We start from the raw sequence: 17,292 nt of genomic DNA, 5'->3' as shown, positions 1-17,292 counted from the left end.
TTTCTTATAAGTCGTGAGCCAGCTATGAAATTTAGCCTTCGCCAACTCGAAGTTTTGGTCGCCATCGGGCGCGAGAGCAGCGTGTCGCGCGCAGCGGAAGCGCTATCTATGACGCAATCCGCAACCAGCATGGCACTGGCAGAGCTGGAAAAGCAGTTCAACACCCGGCTGTTTGATCGCCAAGGTAAACGCTTGCAGTTAAATACCGAAGGCCGCGAACTCTTACCCCGAGCTATGGAGTTACTAGATCGCGCTCAGGAACTGGAGGATTTGCTGGAGGGTAAAAGCGGAACCGGCTCCCTTCGTATTGGCGCAACACTCACGATTGGTAACTACCTCGCTACCCTGCTCATTGGCGACTACATGCAACAGAACCCGGGTAGCCGAGTTGAATTAGCAGTACAAAACACATCCACCATTATCGACCAAGTGGCTCACTTCAAGCTCGATTTAGGTTTGGTTGAAGGCGACAGCCATCACCCCGACCTCGAAATCACGCCTTGGGTAGCCGACGAACTGGTTATTTTTGCAGCGCCCGATCATCGGCTCGCAGGGAACAAGAATTTATGTGTGGATGACCTGATTAATGAAAACTGGATTTTGCGCGAGCGCGGATCGGGAACCCGACAGGTATTCGACGCTGCGTTGCGCCATCAACTAACCCATTTAAAAGTGCTGCTGGAGTTAGAGCATACAGAGGCGATTAAACGTGCCGTCGAATCCGGTTTAGGTATTGGCTGTATTTCCCGCCTTGCGTTAAAAGACGCATTCAGACGCGGAAGCCTTGTGCCATTAGAAGTTGAAGGTTTAGATTTAAAAAGGCAGTTTAATTTTGTGTTGCATAAACAGAAATTTTTAACCGCCGGCATCACGAGCTTCTTAAGCTTGTGCCGCGAAGCAACCGAAAACGTGAGCCGTAGCGATTTGATTATTTTGCGTAAACCTGACGGCAAACCAGTGGAGTATCGCTAACACGTCAATAGCGATACTCCGCAGATCCACTCATTAGATTCACTCATTAGAATCTCTCAACCGCATGAGCCTCTCTCGCGCCGCCTTGCGCTCTTCTGGCGTCATATTTTTAAAGCGTTCGCGCATTTTTTGCTTTCTCTCCGGCGACATAGATTGCCACTTCTCGCGAATTATTTTTTTATCGCTTTCGGGGAGCGACTGAAACCACTCCAGACGCTTGCGAACCTCTGCTTTTTGGTCGCTCGGTAAACTATTGAAATCCTGATAACGCTTGCGCAAATGTTGCTTTTGATCTTCGGGCAAACTTTTCCATTTTTCAAAGCGGTCCAACATTTTTTGTTGTTGCTCTGGCTTAAGACTGGAGAACTTATCCGCTTTTTTCAGCATTTGCTGGCGGCGCTCTGCAGGCATTTGATCCCATTTAGGCTGTACAGGTGCAAGCAACTCCTGTTGAGCGGGCGTTAATTGATTCCATTGCGGCGCTGATTCCGCAAAAAGCATTGGCGCAAAGAATAGGCACACGAGAAAAATAATCGGTTTCATAGCGGTGCTCCTTTTGCGCTCACGCTGGATGAACGTGAGGATGAGGACGTATCTTTTAAGGATGTAGTTTTAGTCATAGAAGTTGCATTAGTTTGCGCTGGGTGCTGGCCATTTAAACGTGGCGACTGGGAATCATCTGTTTGGGTTGCGTCCTTCTCATCTTTGAGGCTATAAATTTGATCGTACTCAAGTGGGTCCAAAATTTCGCCTTGCTCGTCGCTGTATTCCATCATGTAATCCCAAAACTCTTGTGTCGGTTTTACGCCACCCGCCATTACCCATGCACTGGCTAAAAGTACTGTAAATAATGCAGATTTACCGACTTTCGCATACTTAGGCATCGGTATCCTCCAATGCCATTAACATATCAATGTCATCCATTTCTTCCGCAGACAAGGGAATATCTTGCGCTGCAATTTCAAGCTCTGAATCAATTGTTGCTTTATTTGAGAAATGTTGAGTAGCCACGGGAATCAGTAAAAGCGCAGCGATGCTCGCAGCCGCGCTCAGTGCAATCCATTTAGACCTTGACGACGTGCTCAACGCCTTTACGCGCGCATTTTTTAAACGCTGCAAACTCAACTCATCAATATCATCCAAACTTTTATCAAGCGCTTGATTCACTGTTTGAATAAAGACTTGGTTGGCGTCGTCCCGATTTTCAGGTTCATTTTCTTTCTGCATTTCAATCTCCTTAAGCATTTCTGCCCAAGTACTCTCTTATGGTTTGCAAAGCTCTGAAGTAATGTGTTTTAACACTTCCCTCACTACATTCCATTGCAGATGCAGTCTCCGCAACATCAAAACCCTCCCAAGCTCGCAACATAAATGCTTGGCGTTGGCGCAATGGAAGTTGCTCAAGCGCGCTGATAACACGTTGAACATCGCTCGCACGAGCCAACAATTCAGCGGGATCTTGTTCGCGCTCATCAACAACGGAATTAATAATATCTTCACCTTCGTCTTCAAATTCCGGCGTCGATTGCCAAAACCATTTTTTTTGACGCGTTTGCTGGCGATGCCAATCCATGATGCGATGCTGCAAAATCCGCTGAAATAACAAAGGCCATTCCGCTGAAGAACGATCGCGATAGTGTTGAACGAGCTTTGTCATTGCATCCTGAACAATATCCAAAGCATCCGCCGACCTACGCGTGCTCAACATAGCGGTGCGATAGGCTCGTCGCTCAACTTGACGCAAAAAATCATCGAGCGAAAGCGCAAGCGTTTTCACGTCCGATAAATTTTCTGCATCAGGCGAACTATTCGCTAACATCAATACGTCCAAAGGCCACTTATCCTGTCAGTATAAACTGATTTACCACCTAAGCTGCGCCACTTAAGTGGCGCGCTATTTGGTCGATCTTATTGGCCACTTCTTTTTAAGGGACGCACACGCGTAGTCGTTTGCGTCTCTCCACCCTCTGGCGTTACGGAAATTTGCTTGGTCACTGTGTTGGCTTCTTTGTCGATAGTGGCATCAACAGAACGATCCACCACTTTTCCGTCCGAGTTAGTGAAATGGCCTTGGGAGGCATAACCGTTTTCGGTTTTGTGACTCACATTTTCACCATTGTAGGTTTTGCCTTCAAAGGTGGTGCCGGACGTTGTTCTCGTTCTGGTGCCAGCATCTCTATCGCGCGCCACTTCGGTTCTGCGCGAAGCAGTTGCGCCCTCGTCATCCGTTTTATTCAGAGTGTGAACAAAGCCATTACCTGTTTTCGTTTTGGTGGATTCGCGGTTTACCACATTGTGCTTGTGGTGCTTGGCAGCAGGTTCAGCAGCAAAAGTCGGAAGGCTGATAAGAGTTGAAATCAGGGCAACGGATAAAAGGCTTTTTGAGAATCTAGCGTTAAACATGGTTTACTCCAGTGGGTTGTTAAGGTGCTATTGGCACCTTCATGAGTATTAACGAGGTTGCTCAGCTTTGGTTGACATAGAAATCAGATTTTTTGCAAATACCAGCGCTTGGAACAAATGAGCAAAGCTGTCACACAAGTAGCTTTATAAAGGCCAGTATTTGGGATTGGTTTAGATTCAATTAGGATGGATATTTCTCATTACCCTAAATTTGCTTAGATCAGCGCACTAAAAAGTATCTTCTACCTATACATATTGCTTACTTTTATGGCGATAATTAAAAAAAATATCTACAAAACAGATTTCTTTTAAGTAGAATAGCCTCCAAATTGACCAATTTAACGGAAATCCATAATGACTGACATTCAAGTAGATGACCTCAATGTGGTATCGCAAGAGTTGCTGATATCACCTGCCGCGCTCAAGGCAGAAATTCCTTTGTCCGATAAGGCCCGCGACGTAGTTACTCAAGGTCGCGCCGTTGTCCGTGACATTCTTGATCGCAAAGACCACCGCATATTTCTGGTGATTGGCCCCTGCTCTATTCACGATGTGGAAGCAGCCAAAGATTACGCCCAGCGCCTCAAGAAACTAGCCGATGAAGTAAGCGACACCATTTATATCGTTATGCGCGTCTACTTTGAAAAGCCACGCACTACCGTTGGCTGGAAAGGCTTGATCAACGACCCTTACTTAAATGACTCCTTCAAGATACAAGAAGGTTTACATATCGGCCGTAAGTTATTGTTAGATATAGCAGAATTAGGTTTGCCCGCGGCGACTGAAGCGCTCGATCCTATTTCTCCACAGTACCTACATGACTTGATTAGCTGGTCTGCGATTGGTGCGCGTACCACCGAATCGCAAACCCATCGCGAGATGGCAAGCGGTTTGTCCTCGGCAGTTGGCTTTAAGAACGGTACTGATGGCGGCTTAACCGTGGCAATTAATGCTCTGCAATCTGTGTCTAAACCGCACAGATTTCTAGGCATCAATACCGAAGGTCAAGTCGCCATTATTCATACACGCGGCAATGCTTACGGGCATGTGGTTTTGCGCGGTGGAAACGGCAAACCTAACTACGACTCTGTGAGTGTGGCCCTGTGCGAGCAGGAACTAGCTAAAGCCAAGGTTACGCCAAATATCATGGTGGACTGCAGCCACGCCAACTCCAATAAAAACCACGAGCTTCAAACGCTAGTGATGGAAAACGTGGCAAATCAGATTCTGGAGGGCAACAAATCGATCATCGGATTGATGGTTGAAAGTAACATTGGCGCCGGCAATCAGAGCATTCCAGAGGACTTGTGTAACCTCAAATATGGCGTTTCGGTAACAGATGCGTGTATTGACTGGGTAACAACTGAAAATGCTGTGCGCAAAATGCGTGACACCGTCAAAGAAAGCCTTCTTAAGAGAAAGCTTTAGTTATAAGAAATATCCTTTTGATTTTTAAATAAAAAAGCGGCAAATGCCGCTTTTTTATTATTCAAAATACGCCTTTTAATTACCTTTTTTGGACATTTTTAAAAAACTTCGTACTAAGAATTCTTAGCAATTAATAAATCAGCCTGATAAATTCTTTCTCAACGGACTGCCAATAGCTCGACTACATAAAAATATAACGAAGTCATTATGCGTTAGGTCGGTTCAGATTGAGTTTGCAAGTCATCTGCTCCTCCGATTATGTACGCAAGACTTCCGCCGGTTTAACCCTTTAAATGCGTTTAAAGTTTCAGCGGAGTACAGCATGGCAACAAGTCAACATGCCTTTCAGTCGCAAAGCGATTTATCCCAACACTTTGCACAAATTCATGCCCATCCAAGGGCGATCGATCTGGAGCACGTCAGCGTAAGCCAATTGCTCGGTCGGGATTACCTTTTCATCAACAGCAACGAGGTCGAGTTACCACTCAGCAACAAATCATTTGCGCAGGTGCTTTTAGACGACCTTATTCAACGCTTGGGGCTAACTGAAGCCCACACGGTGGCAATTAGCGTTGAAGAACTTGTGGGCGGAAAGCTGAGCTTTGTTCGTCATGATCTAAGCTGGCATAAACACAAGATCTGTAAGATTGAGAGCACAGCAATAACGAACGCTGAGCAACATGAATTTATGGAAATGATCTGGCGTTGCAGTACAGCCGCTCAGGAATACTGATTCATCCCGCCACACCAACACAAAAAACGCCGTGCTAAAAACATGGCGTTTTTTATTGCCGCTCCTCTAGACTCCCAACTACGCGAAATAAAGCCAAACCAAACACGCGTCCTATTATATTAACGATGAGAACTTTCGTCGGACGACCAAGGTAATGTCAAAACCAGTCCCCGCCCAAACAACGAGAGAAACACATATCCGGCGCAGCGTTTGCATTGAGCAATTCATCACAACGGCTACAGTTTTTTACAGCAGCTGCACCCCCTAAATGATGGCTTGGCCTGTGACAAGTAGGCTATAGTAAGCCCTCGCTCGCCACAGCCAATTTTGGGCTGTCGTTTAACACTTGAGATTTGTTTATGTATCCTTTGTTTTCACGTCTGTTACGCACGTCAGTTTTATCTCTTGGCCTTGCCCTTAGTCTAACCAGTTTTGCACTTAACGACACGGCAAAGACCGCCGAACTAAAACCACTCGATATCCAGTCCAAAACTAGTGTGGAGATCGTGAATCAGCTGAGCGAACATCACTACCGTAAGCAGGAATTGAATGACAGCTTGAGCTCGCGCTTTTTGGACGAGTATTTAAAAACGCTCGATAACTCTAAAAACATTTTTCTTGCGTCGGATATCGCAGAGTTTGATAAATATCGCAAATCATTTGATGATGATTTCAAAGCAGGAAAATTGAACAACGGCTTCGCAATTTACAATCGCTTTGGTGAGCGTTATGTCGCACGCCTCAATCGTGTTATTGCGTTACTGGATGACAAAAAAGTTCAATTTACGTTTGATACCGATGAAACCTACAACCCAGATCGCAAAACCGCCGCTTGGCCAGCGAACGCAGAAGAAGCCGATAAGCTGTGGATGCAAAATATCAAGGCCAGCTTATTGAGTTCAATGCTTGGCGGAAAAACACTTGAGGAAAGCCGTAGCAACTTGCGTAAAAGATTTGTCACGCAATTGCGTTACTTCAACCAACAAACATCTGAGGAAGTCTTCAGCATCATCATGAATTCGCTGACGATGTTGTTCGACCCGCACACCAACTATCTTTCACCCGACAACTCACAAAACTTCACCACCAGCATGACCAACAAATTTGAAGGCATTGGTGCAGAATTGAAGACTGATGAAGATTACACCAAGGTTGCACGCTTAATTCCTGCAAGCCCAGCCGAGAAGCAAGGCCAACTAAAACCTAACGATAAAATCGTCGGTGTAGCGCAAGGAGAGAAAGGCGAGTTTGAAGATATTATCGGCTGGCGACTCACGGACGTAGTTAAAAAAATCAAAGGCCCAAAAGGAACGATTGTTCGTTTGGAGGTGATTGCCGCTGACCCAACAGTTACGCAGCACAAAATTATTTCGATTAAGCGCGACACCATCGAGCTGGAAGAACAAAAAGCCAAAAAAGCTATTTTGAATGTTAAAAATGGAACGCAAAACTTAAAGCTTGGCGTTATCGACATCCCCGTGTTCTATGGCAACTTTGACCCCAACTCTAGCGTCGGCCGTGATGTTTATCGCTTACTACAAGAACTGAGACAAGAAAATATTGATGGACTTATTTTAGACTTACGTGAAAACGGCGGTGGCTCATTACCGGAAGCGGCAACGCTTACCAACTTGTTCGTTGATCCGGGCCCAGTTGTACAAATTCGCCAAGCAGATGACGTTATCTCGCGCGATGTACGTGCTGTTGTGCCAGCAGTTTATCGCGGCCCACTAATTGTATTGATCAACCGTTTTAGCGCATCTGCATCTGAAATTTTCGCTGGCGCCATTCAAGATTACGGCCGTGGATTAGTTGTAGGCTCTACCACTTGGGGCAAAGGCTCAGTGCAAAGCTATATGCCTATCGATAAAGGTGAAGGCAACATTAAAATCACTCAAGCGAAATTCTATCGTATATCGGGTGATAGCACTCAACATCGCGGTGTGATTCCAGATATTGAATTGCCAAGCTTGGTTGATACTAAAGAATTGGGTGAGAGCGCTTACGATAACGCATTACCTTGGGATCAAATCCGTGCCGCGCCGCACGATGTGTATTTCAACATGAAAGATATTCTGCCCGCGCTCAAACCTGCACATGAAGAACGCATGAAAGCAGACCCGGAGTTTGTTTACTTGAAACAACAAGCAGCGCTCTATGAAGAGCTGAACAGCAAGAAGGCAGTTTCTTTGAAACTTTCCGTTCGCCAACAAGAGCAGCAAAAAACCGAGCAGCGCACATTGGAAATTGAAAACCAAAAACGCAAAGCCAAGGGCGAGCCAACATATGCCAATTATGCAGACTACAAAGCGAAAGAATTGAAAAAGGATGAAGACGAATCTGCCGCACCTAAGAAAAAGGAATTCGAGCCGGAAAAAGATCCTTACCTTGTAGAAACGGGTAAAATTTTGGGCGACTTCATTTTACAAACTAAAAAGCAGGTTGCGCAAAAAGCAGTACCGTAATTTTTAAAAGAACAACCAGAACCCGAGTTGTCTAACTCGGGTTTTTTTATAGCAGGAATTTAATAATGAAAGTTGTATCCTTTAACGTAAATAGCATTCGCCAACGCATGGGGCATCTACAGGCTGTTGTAGATCACCACGCTCCGGATTTTATCGGATTACAAGAAACTAAAGTCAACGACCCGGACTTCCCTATCGCCGAGGTTGAAAAATTGGGTTACCACTTTGCGTTCCACGGGCAAAAAACCCACTACGGCGTTGCCCTTCTTTCGAAATATCCATTCAAGCATACCTTGAAAGGTTTCCCGGGGGACGACGAAACTTCGCAGAAGCGTTTTATCGGCGGCACCTTTGATACTCCATTAGGTGAAGTGGTTGTTTTAAACGGTTACTTTCCGCAAGGCGAAAGCCGCGACCACGCCGTTAAATTCCCAGCCAAGCAAAAATTCTACGCCGACCTCTATGCTTATTTGGGCGCGACTCATATTAAAGACCAAAACATTATCTTGATGGGCGACATGAATATTTCTCACCAGGATTGTGACATTGGAATTGGTGAAGAGAATCGAAAACGCTGGTTGCGCACAGGCAAATGCAGCTTCCTACCGGAGGAGCGTGTTTGGTTAAATCAATTATTGGATTGGGGATTCAAAGATACCTTCCGCGAAATGAATCCAGAAGTCGCAAATCTTTTTAGCTGGTTTGATTACCGCAGTGGTGGTTTTGAAGATAACCCAAAACGCGGATTGCGGATTGATTTGATTTTGGCAACGCACAAATTGCATGATTACTGTGTTGAAACCGGCATTGATTACAACATTCGTGGACTGGAAAAAGCGTCCGATCACTGTCCTATTTGGGCAACCTTTAAAAAGCCGGCGTAACAAAAAGCTGTTTTGACTTACAAATAAAAAAGCCCGGTCGAAATCAACCAGGCTTTTTTATTGTTCGCGCTACTTATTTGTTAAAAGAAACATCCAACAAGTGTAGCTCGCCGTCCGATTTACCATTGCTACGAATTACCAGATATAGATCTTGGAAACCCGTTTGCGATTGGAATTTCAACTCAGTACGAGCGTAGGAGTCGGCTTCTGTTGATGAGCGTTCTGCTTTGCCCAAAAGTGTACCCGCTGCAGAACCTGCATGTAATTCATATTGCCACACTGTGTCCTGCAATACAGACCACGCACCTACTTTCACAGCATTCACATTAGTCAAGTCGTAACGGCCCAAAGATACAACAACATCTTTTCCAACCGCCGACAACTTAACAGTATCCAAACGTTTGTGTCTTGCTTTATCTAACAATTTGTCAGCCGTTGCGAAATCAATTACAGGGTAAATGAAGAAACGCGCTGGTTTAAGGTCAATGTTTTTCTTAACGGTGATAGGCCCAATACCTGCGTTACCTTTGTCAGTGTATGAGGCTACTAACTCAAACTCTTGCGTCGGTAATTTTTCAGGTAAAGCAGCAGAGTCAAACGCCGCCTGGTTTTGCGCATTCGGTGCAAAGGCCAAGCTACCTTGCAACGGCAGCGATTTTTTAACATCAGCGAGTGACAACACATAAGTCACAACCGCCGTTCTGTCCTCATCGCTCAAGGTTGCAAACGCAGGCATATTTAATTCGCCCCAAACACCGCTACCGCCTTTTTTGATTTTGTTTACCAGATGATTCATACCATTTTTGTCATTTTTATATTTGGCGGCAACGTCTTTAAACGCAGGGCCAACAACTTTGGTATCAATGGCATGGCAAGCTTTACAACCATTGGCTTCCATAATTCCTTTAGCGACAGTTGCTACATCAGCTTGTTGATGACCTTCCGCAGCCGGAGCATTTGGGTCTTCTTTAGGTGCAAACGCAATCATCAAGTTAGCGGCGTCATTTCCAATTACACCGTCTTCTTTATCCGCAATATTAATCGCGTATTTAACAGCGCTGGTATTTGGCCAATAGAAAGATTGGTTGCCATCCAGTTTGACATCAATCGTTGCAGGTTCATTACCGATCTGTATTTTCGATTCGGTACTAGCAGTCGCACCTGAAGGATCTTTGAGATCCAACTTAACAATGTGCTCACCCGCTTCCGAAACGGAAATCTCTTGCTGCTCACCCGTTCCTAGTAAAGTAACTTTGCCGCCGGGCGATTTGATCGACCATGCATAAGTCAGCTTGTCACCGTCCAAATCAATGGAGGGCTTAGCATCTGCCATGGCTTTATAAGGCAATGCTCCCTGAGGTTTTTCCAGATGAATTTTTGCTACCGGTGGACGATTGCCTGGACCTGAATATTCGATACGACTCAAGCTCGCCTCAGGGTTACCTTTAAACCAAGCCTTACCGTATTCAAGCACGTAGAGCGTACCATCGGGCGCAAAACGCGCGTCAATCGGTGACGTATATTCAACTTGCGGTGCGAAAGGTTCGATTTTGATAATACGTCCCGCTTCGTCAAAGCTCACCGCTTTCACCCAGTTCCGCATAAATTCCAAAATAAATAATTTATTGTTGTAGTACGCGGGTAAGCGATGCTCGCTCGCAGGATAGTCATTCATGTGATAAACATCCGCTACCAACGCCATACGGCCACCCTTACCCAACTCTGGGAATTGATCGGATGGGCCATAGGGATACCACAGCAATGGGGGCTGTGCGGGTGGTAGCACTTTTGCGCCCGTGTTACGCGGGGAATTATTGACCGGGGCTAGCGGATTGAAATACTTTTCAGATTTACCCGTTCTGTAGTCGTAATCTTTGTAAGCAAAATTATTTCCTACAAACAAAGGCCAACCAAAATTGCCCGCCTTGGTCACGCGATTAATTTCATCGTAACCACGAGTTCCTTTGATAGGAGAATCTTCGCCTGCGTCTGGACCTATGTCACCGTAGAACAATGTAGACGTAGGTTTATCATAAGTAATTTTGTAGGCATTACGCGTACCCATCACGTAAATCTCCGGGCGCCCGTCTTTGGAATCAGCAAAAAGATTTCCCTTGGGGATATCGTATCCGCCAGTTTCTTTTGGAATGATACGCAATACTTTTCCACGGAAATCTTGCGTGTTACCTGCGCCACGCAATGCATCGCTCTTAGCCATATCGTCGCGGAAATCAATCGGAGCAAAACCTTCCTCGGTGAACGGATTTGAATTGTCGCCAGTAGATACAAACAATTCGCCGTTGTTGCCGAATTGCAAATCACCACCGGTGTGGCAGCAGTTTTGATCTACTTTATATTCCCAAAAAATTTCTTCTGATTTGTTATCAAGCTTTCCGTCAACCCATTTAAAGCGAGACAAGCGCTCTACCGTACTACCATCTTCTTTCGCTGCATTGTAGGTTGCATATATGTGGTGATTTTTATCGAAGTTTGGATCAACAGCGAAGCCAAGCAAACCAAATTCAATTTGGCCGTGGGGATCAACTTCAATTTTTCCGGCATCGCGCGCTTCGCCGGTCTTGTAATCGACGACCAAAATACCGCCACCGCGCAGTGCGATTAAGGCATCACCATTTGCAAAGAAGCTTAGGTTAACAGGCTCGTTCAAATTGCTAACAATCGTTTTCTTAACGAAGCGATTTGGCTCTGGCGCTGCTTTGGTGTAATCGAGTTTTGGTTTGCCACCGACGGCGTATTTCAATCCGCCTAATAAAATTTTGATAAATTCTGGATGAGAAAAAGTTTCAGCACTATGACCTAAACCCGTGTAGAAGGAGCGGCCACCATCAAAATCGTGATACCAGGTAATGGGGTGATAGTCACCATGCTTACCGCCACGGTAAGTTTTCTCGTCAACGGTCAACAACACTTTGTTAAAATCGTAGAAATCTTTGTAGTCGTACCACTCGTCGGCAATTTCAAAAGTCGCTGGTGTGGATTCGGTGGCTGGATGATGTGCATCTCGCAAAACGACTCGCGCGGTTTGTACATTGCTTGGCTCATTGGGGTGACTTTTGAATACGCCGCCCAACAAACGACGATACCAATACCAATCACCTTCCCATTCGGTATCGGCAGCAGCGTGTATACCTACAAATCCACCACCCGCTTGAATAAAGCGCTCCATTGCCACTTGCTGGGAATCATCCAATACATCGAGCGTGGTATTTAAAAATACAATCGCGTTAAAAGTGCTTAACTGAGCATCTGTAAACAAAGACGCATCTTCAGTGGCGACGATAGTGAAACTATTTTCTGTCGCCATTTTTTGCAACGCGGCAATACCAGCTGGAATGGAATCGTGTCGCCAACCCTTGGTTTTGGAGAAGACCAAGACTTTTGCATCTTTAATGTCTGAATTAAAAAGCGCTTGGGCTTTTGCATCAGCCGCCGGTTTTGCTGTGGACTGGCTCGGCTCTCCACACCCGAACAAGCTGATGACCAGACTTGCAAGGATTAACTTTGGCCACAGTAAAGAAATACGCATGTTGATTCCTTCTATTTGAATGTAGATATTATTGAGTTGATATCCGGTTGGAGTTGCTCGTCGTTATAGGTGTAATGAAGATCGGCTAGTCAACATTTTTGTTGGATGGGTACGGTTAGGATGACCTTATTAAAAAGGGCATCACCATAATTGCGGGCTGAGTCTAACAGCGTACTTTTTACTAGACATCCTGCTTTACATTCTTAAACTTTTCTTTGGTAAGTTTCAGTTTGCTCAGATTAACCTTAGAAGAATTGGCTCAAGAGTCAACCGATTGGGCATTCCAGAGCAGGATATAGGATGGCGCGCTTGTCGTCGTTATTGATTGGTTATTGGGTGTCGAGAGTGGCTACCAGAATCGTTTTGATAATAAAGCCCAACATACAAAGCCCTAGCACCAAAAAAAGGATGAAAGTGCCGAACTTACCCGCTTTTGATTTACGCGCTAAATCCCAAACAATAAACACCATAAATGCAATTAAACCGCCTACGCAGATATACATAGACCAGGTTTCAAACTGTTCAACCGTCATAAACACCTCAAAAACAAATAAAAACGAATCTTTCTTAACCAAATAAGCCCTAAATTGGGGCTATTCTAGCGAAAATACTCAACTACTTATACCAAACCCCTGTTCATATGGTTTGCAAAAATATACACTCTTTTTCCACGGGCCTAGTTGATATCCTAGAAGTCGAAAAATTAGTCCGTTAATTTCAAACATTGTCCCCATACTGACGGAGCACACCATGAAAACTATTCAAATCGTTGCATCATTTATCCTTGCTGCTGGTCTTTTGGCTGGTTGCGCTAAGAAAGAAGCTGCACCTGCTGAAGCTCCAGCTCCAGCTCCAGCTGCTGAAGCTCCTGCTGCTGCACCAGCTGCTGAAGCTCCAGCTCCAGCTGCCGAAGCTCCTGCTGCTGACGCTGCTGCATCTTCTGCTGCTTCTACCGAAGCTGCTCCAGCTGCTGACGCTGCTGCATCTTCATCTGCCGCTGCTCAGTAATTGCAGTAATAACCCAACAGGGTTAGAAAAAGGTCGCTTCGGCGGCCTTTTTCATTTTTAGGCTTTTGCTTCGCTAATTTACATTCCGATTCAATCGCCCCGCTCCGCCTGAATGCGCTCTTTTCCTTTATAATCCCGCCCAATCAATTCTTGGCTATTCGAAGTAGGAAGACCTATGGCTCGCGAACAGATGCATTATGACGTTGTGATTATTGGTGCCGGACCGTCAGGTTTAGCTGCTGCTTGCCGCTTACGCCAACTCGATTCCAATATAAACGTCTGCCTTTTGGAAAAAGGTGCCGAAGTTGGCGCCCATATTTTGTCAGGCGCTGTCTTTGAACCTAGAGCCTTAACAGAGTTGTTTCCAGATTGGGAAGACCAAGGCGCTCCGCTTGAAACACCGGTTTCCGCAGAAGCTTGGGAGTTCATGACATCTTCTTCGAGTGCGATGAGCATACCTAACAGCCTATTGCCTGCGCCGTTGCACAACGAAGGTAACTACATCATTAGTCTTGGTCGCTTATGCCAATGGTTAGCGGAGAAAGCGACCGAGCTTGGCGTGGATATATTCCCCGGTTTCGCTGCTTCACAAGTCCTTTATCGCGATGACAGCAGCGTTGGCGGCGTTATTACCGGCGACATGGGGCGCGCAGCCGATGGCTCGGAAAAGCCAGAGTTTGTAGAGGGCATTGAGCTACACGGAAAATACACGCTCTTTTGCGAAGGCGCGCGCGGCCATTTGGGTAAAGAATTAATTAGCCACTTTAAACTTGACCAAGGCAAAGATCCTCAACATTACGCCATTGGGATTAAGGAGATTTGGCAAGTACCCGCGGAACAACACAAGCAAGGTTTGGTTATGCACTCCTTGGGTTGGCCCCTCAGCGAAACCAATACCAGTGGCGGCGGTTTCCTATATCACCTAAACGAGCGCCAGGTTGCGGTCGGTTTAATTACAGATCTTTGCTACGACAACCCGCACCTTAGTCCCTTCGACGAATTCCAACGCTACAAGCATCACCCCAAGGTTGCGCAGTATCTGCAGGGCGGCGAACGAATCAGTTATGGGGCGCGAGCCATCGTAAAAGGTGGAATTCAATCGCAACCACAAATGTACTTTGCCGGTGGACTACTTCTCGGCGATGACGCAGGCACTTTGAACTTTGCAAAAATAAAAGGCAGCCACACAGCAATGAAAAGCGGCATGATCGCCGCGGAAGTGATTGCCCCTGCCCTCGCCGCAGGACGCTCAAACGACGCACTCCGAGAATTTGAAGCAGCTTATCGAGACTCATGGGCTTACAAAGAAATCTATGAGCAACGCAACATAGGTCCGGCGCAGCAAAAATTCGGAACCTTAGTTGGCGGCGCTTACGCTTTCTTTGATATGACGTTGCGAGGGAAATTGCCCTGGACTTTGCATAACGCGACCACAGATCATTCACAACTCAAATTAGCCAGCGAATCTAAAAAAATTGATTACCCGAAACCGGATAACAAATTGAGTTTTGACAAATTATCGTCAGTGTATTTGTCAAATACGAATCATGCTGAAAACCAGCCCTGCCATCTTCTGCTTAAAGATGCGAGCGTTCCGGTCAAGATTAACCTTGTTCAGTTCGATGAACCTGCTCAACGCTATTGCCCTGCTGGAGTTTATGAAATTGTGAGTAATGAGACGGGCGAAAAAAAGCTGCAGATCAACTCACAAAATTGTGTTCACTGCAAAACATGTGACATCAAAGATCCAACGCAAAATATTCAATGGGTTACACCGGAGGGCGGTGGCGGCCCGAATTATTCTGCAATGTAGTTCGCCAAACATAAAAAAGCCTGCTTCGTGCAGGCTTTTTTATTTCCTTCCGCATCCTGACAGCACTTCCATTTTCGTCTTCGTCCGTTTAACGACAGCGACAATAAGTAAAAATAATACACACGCCACTATAGCTACACTAACTTCGTAAACACTTGGTGAAAAAATAACAAAGTATCCCTTATCCTTAATCAATGCCGAAAAGCTTGATACTGCAAACGGCATCCAATACAACCTAAAGGTTTGCCAAGGTGCGGACGCACTCCCAGATACACTCAACATCAAGGCAGAACCTATAACGACACTTATCCCTAAGGAGTTGATCCATATTTTTGGTGATGGATCAAAATGAAAATACAGAGTCACCAAATACCAAATTAGATAACACCAAAGAACGAGCCTGCCCGTTTTTATATGGGCGAAATAGTGGTAAATGGAAAACATAAATCCTCTCTTGCATATGCAAGAAGCTGCATAAAAAATGCCAGCACGAAAAACCTACAAACCAGGGCTATTTGAAAGCCTAAGCGAGTAAATTAGTTTGATTGAGGTGCAAAATAGCTTGGAATTGCACCAATTAAACCCACTAAAAAAGAAAAGCCCGAGCGCTTTTAACGCTCGGGCTTTCGTTCAAACCAATTGTAGATTCTTATTTTTCCCAGCCACCACCAAGCGCTCGGTACAAATCAACCGTAGCCCTCAAGCGCGCCAATCGCTGTTGAACTAAAGCATCTTGCGCTTGGAAATAACTGCGCTGGGAATCAAGCAGTGTTTGCAGATCCACACTGCCTTCACGGTAACGATCCTCATTCAACTTTAAACTGCGCGACGCTTGCTGAAGTATGGCCTGCTGATTCGCTTCTTGACGCTGGGTAATATTAACGCGATTCAAGGCATCATCCGTTTCCTGTAACGCGGTTAAAACAACCTTGCGATATTGCTCTAACAATTCTACTTGCCGAGACTTGCTAATCCGAACCTGATTGGCAACGCGCCCTCCCGCAAAAATTGTTTGAGCTAATGACAAGCTCCAGCCAGTCGTGTTTAGCGCGGGGTTAAGTGAAAAAAGTTCTGACGCTGATTTTCCAGCATTACCACTTAACTGTAGCCCGGGAAGCAAAGCCGTACGCGCCGCGTAAACATTGGCTGAAGAAGCTTGGAGTTGCGCTTCAGCGGCAGCCACGTCAGGACGACGAGTAACAACGTCCGCGGGCGTTCCGGCACTCAAGGCTGGAATCTTTACATCACTAAACTTTTCATTCGCCAATTGAAACGCTTGCGGAACTTCCCCTTCTAAAACCGCGATAGCAGCGCGTGTTTGATCCAACTGCAATTGAAGTGGCAATAATGCATTTTGCTGCGAAAGAAGATTAGTTTTTTGCACAGCGACATCAGCAGCCGTGGCGGCACCGTTGCGATACAGAGAATCGACAATACGTTGGATTCGCTCCGCAATTTCCACATTTTTTTGTGCGGTTAGTGTGCGCTCTTGCAGAGCGAGATAATTAAACCAGGAAGTAGCTACACTTGCAGAAATACTTAAACGAACAGCCTCATTGGTGAAAACCGTTGATTTATAATTTGATTTGGCGGCATGACGATTTGCCATTACACCGCCCCACAAATCCAGCTCGTAACTTGCGCTCACACCGGCAGCTGTTGAATCTGTTGCTATCCAATCACTTCCTTCCGTCTTCGAACGCCGCTCTCCGCTAGATGCACTCAAACTTAATGAGGGAAATAGACTTGCGTTGGCGATTTTCATTTGCAATTCGGCTTGTCTTACTCGTTCCCTAGCAATAACAACATCCGAATTTTTTTGCTGAGCAGCTTCAACTAACTGAGTAAGCTGCGGTGATTCGAAGGTTTTCCACCACTCTTTCTCAATATTAATTGCGCCTTCTCGTTGCGGCAGATATTCCCAAACCGGTGAAAATTGAATATTGGCATTTGGTACCTCATCCATTGACGAACAAGCTGATAGTGCCAAGCCAACAAAAACAAGAACAGGTAATTTCATTTTGTTAAATTGTTTCACC

Annotated in this window: 15 protein-coding genes; 7 read left to right on the top strand and 8 right to left on the bottom strand. The window is 45.6% G+C overall.

The window, feature by feature from the left end; all coding sequences use genetic code 11:
* The first annotated feature begins 24 nt into the window (after positions 1-24).
* Positions 25-972, top strand: coding sequence for a LysR family transcriptional regulator (locus U1F02_RS00155; RefSeq protein WP_409988327.1), 948 nt, complete (start codon positions 25-27; stop codon positions 970-972).
* Positions 973-1,011: 39 nt separating this feature from the next.
* Here U1F02_RS00155 and U1F02_RS00150 read toward each other — a convergent pair whose 3' ends face one another.
* From U1F02_RS00150 to U1F02_RS00130, 5 genes are all read right to left on the bottom strand, one after another.
* Positions 1,012-1,515 carry a DUF3106 domain-containing protein gene (locus U1F02_RS00150; protein WP_409988326.1) on the bottom strand — a complete coding sequence of 168 codons (504 nt, stop codon included), beginning with the start codon at positions 1,513-1,515 and terminating at the stop codon, positions 1,012-1,014.
* Positions 1,512-1,856, bottom strand: coding sequence for a hypothetical protein (locus U1F02_RS00145; RefSeq protein WP_409988325.1), 345 nt, complete (start codon positions 1,854-1,856; stop codon positions 1,512-1,514). Before U1F02_RS00145 ends, U1F02_RS00150 begins: the two co-directional genes overlap by 4 nt.
* Positions 1,849-2,199 (bottom strand): hypothetical protein, encoded by a 351-nt coding sequence (locus tag U1F02_RS00140; protein ID WP_409988324.1) that lies wholly within the window; start codon positions 2,197-2,199, stop codon positions 1,849-1,851. The genes U1F02_RS00145 and U1F02_RS00140 overlap by 8 nt, the downstream gene beginning before the upstream one ends.
* A gap of 10 nt (positions 2,200-2,209) precedes the next feature.
* A complete protein-coding gene (locus U1F02_RS00135) occupies positions 2,210-2,791 on the bottom strand; it encodes an RNA polymerase sigma factor (protein WP_409988323.1) in 582 nt (193 codons plus the stop codon).
* 89 nt (positions 2,792-2,880) lie between these two features.
* A complete protein-coding gene (locus tag U1F02_RS00130; protein ID WP_409988322.1) occupies positions 2,881-3,375 on the bottom strand; it encodes a hypothetical protein in 495 nt (164 codons plus the stop codon).
* Positions 3,376-3,729: 354 nt separating this feature from the next.
* On the opposite strand from U1F02_RS00130, the gene U1F02_RS00125 reads away from it, so the two are divergent.
* The 4 genes from U1F02_RS00125 to xthA all read left to right on the top strand — a co-directional run bounded on the left by U1F02_RS00125 (position 3,730) and on the right by xthA (position 8,885).
* Entirely contained in the window at positions 3,730-4,803 is a 1,074-nt protein-coding gene (locus U1F02_RS00125) for a 3-deoxy-7-phosphoheptulonate synthase (protein ID WP_409988321.1), read from the top strand.
* A 322-nt stretch (positions 4,804-5,125) separates the two neighbouring features.
* Positions 5,126-5,536, top strand: a complete 411-nt coding sequence (locus tag U1F02_RS00120; protein ID WP_409988320.1) for a hypothetical protein — start codon at positions 5,126-5,128, stop codon at positions 5,534-5,536.
* A 359-nt stretch (positions 5,537-5,895) separates the two neighbouring features.
* On the top strand, positions 5,896-8,001 hold the full coding sequence (locus tag U1F02_RS00115) for a carboxy terminal-processing peptidase (protein WP_409988319.1): 2,106 nt from the start codon (positions 5,896-5,898) through the stop codon (positions 7,999-8,001).
* Positions 8,002-8,066: 65 nt separating this feature from the next.
* Positions 8,067-8,885 (top strand): exodeoxyribonuclease III, encoded by an 819-nt coding sequence (xthA, locus tag U1F02_RS00110; RefSeq protein WP_409988318.1) that lies wholly within the window; start codon positions 8,067-8,069, stop codon positions 8,883-8,885.
* Between the two features lie 73 nt (positions 8,886-8,958).
* Here xthA and U1F02_RS00105 read toward each other — a convergent pair whose 3' ends face one another.
* Positions 8,959-12,432, bottom strand: a complete 3,474-nt coding sequence (locus tag U1F02_RS00105) for a ThuA domain-containing protein (RefSeq protein ID WP_409988317.1) — start codon at positions 12,430-12,432, stop codon at positions 8,959-8,961.
* 329 nt (positions 12,433-12,761) lie between these two features.
* Entirely contained in the window at positions 12,762-12,965 is a 204-nt protein-coding gene (locus U1F02_RS00100) for a DUF2788 domain-containing protein (RefSeq protein WP_409988316.1), read from the bottom strand.
* Between the two features lie 217 nt (positions 12,966-13,182).
* Between U1F02_RS00100 and U1F02_RS00095 the strand changes: the two genes are divergently transcribed.
* Positions 13,183-13,440, top strand: coding sequence for a hypothetical protein (locus tag U1F02_RS00095; protein ID WP_409988315.1), 258 nt, complete (start codon positions 13,183-13,185; stop codon positions 13,438-13,440).
* A gap of 175 nt (positions 13,441-13,615) precedes the next feature.
* Complete coding sequence (locus U1F02_RS00090; protein ID WP_409988314.1) at positions 13,616-15,253, top strand: 4Fe-4S dicluster domain-containing protein; 1,638 nt, start codon at positions 13,616-13,618, stop codon at positions 15,251-15,253.
* A gap of 649 nt (positions 15,254-15,902) precedes the next feature.
* Here the strand turns inward: U1F02_RS00090 and U1F02_RS00085 are convergent.
* Positions 15,903-17,291, bottom strand: a complete 1,389-nt coding sequence (locus U1F02_RS00085; protein WP_409988313.1) for an efflux transporter outer membrane subunit — start codon at positions 17,289-17,291, stop codon at positions 15,903-15,905.
* Position 17,292 lies beyond the last annotated feature (1 nt).

The organism is Cellvibrio sp. (assembly GCF_046347455.1).
Taxonomy (GTDB): domain Bacteria; phylum Pseudomonadota; class Gammaproteobacteria; order Pseudomonadales; family Cellvibrionaceae; genus Cellvibrio.
Note: the sequence above shows the minus strand (reverse complement) of the source record. Positions and strands in the feature narration are given on the sequence as shown.

Excerpts from the sequence above, each read along its gene's own strand:
- U1F02_RS00150 (WP_409988326.1), bottom strand. The coding sequence starts at position 1,515 with ATGAAACCGATTATTTTTCTCGTGTGCCTATTCTTTGCGCCAATGCTT.
- U1F02_RS00140 (WP_409988324.1), bottom strand. The coding sequence starts at position 2,199 with ATGCAGAAAGAAAATGAACCTGAAAATCGGGACGACGCCAACCAAGTC.
- U1F02_RS00090 (WP_409988314.1), top strand. The coding sequence starts at position 13,616 with ATGGCTCGCGAACAGATGCATTATGACGTTGTGATTATTGGTGCCGGA.
- U1F02_RS00095 (WP_409988315.1), top strand. The coding sequence starts at position 13,183 with ATGAAAACTATTCAAATCGTTGCATCATTTATCCTTGCTGCTGGTCTT.
- U1F02_RS00155 (WP_409988327.1), top strand. The coding sequence starts at position 25 with ATGAAATTTAGCCTTCGCCAACTCGAAGTTTTGGTCGCCATCGGGCGC.
- U1F02_RS00120 (WP_409988320.1), top strand. The coding sequence starts at position 5,126 with ATGGCAACAAGTCAACATGCCTTTCAGTCGCAAAGCGATTTATCCCAA.
- U1F02_RS00145 (WP_409988325.1), bottom strand. The coding sequence starts at position 1,856 with ATGCCTAAGTATGCGAAAGTCGGTAAATCTGCATTATTTACAGTACTT.
- U1F02_RS00135 (WP_409988323.1), bottom strand. The coding sequence starts at position 2,791 with ATGTTAGCGAATAGTTCGCCTGATGCAGAAAATTTATCGGACGTGAAA.
- xthA (WP_409988318.1), top strand. The coding sequence starts at position 8,067 with ATGAAAGTTGTATCCTTTAACGTAAATAGCATTCGCCAACGCATGGGG.
- U1F02_RS00100 (WP_409988316.1), bottom strand. The coding sequence starts at position 12,965 with ATGACGGTTGAACAGTTTGAAACCTGGTCTATGTATATCTGCGTAGGC.
- U1F02_RS00125 (WP_409988321.1), top strand. The coding sequence starts at position 3,730 with ATGACTGACATTCAAGTAGATGACCTCAATGTGGTATCGCAAGAGTTG.
- U1F02_RS00130 (WP_409988322.1), bottom strand. The coding sequence starts at position 3,375 with ATGTTTAACGCTAGATTCTCAAAAAGCCTTTTATCCGTTGCCCTGATT.
- U1F02_RS00105 (WP_409988317.1), bottom strand. The coding sequence starts at position 12,432 with ATGCGTATTTCTTTACTGTGGCCAAAGTTAATCCTTGCAAGTCTGGTC.
- U1F02_RS00115 (WP_409988319.1), top strand. The coding sequence starts at position 5,896 with ATGTATCCTTTGTTTTCACGTCTGTTACGCACGTCAGTTTTATCTCTT.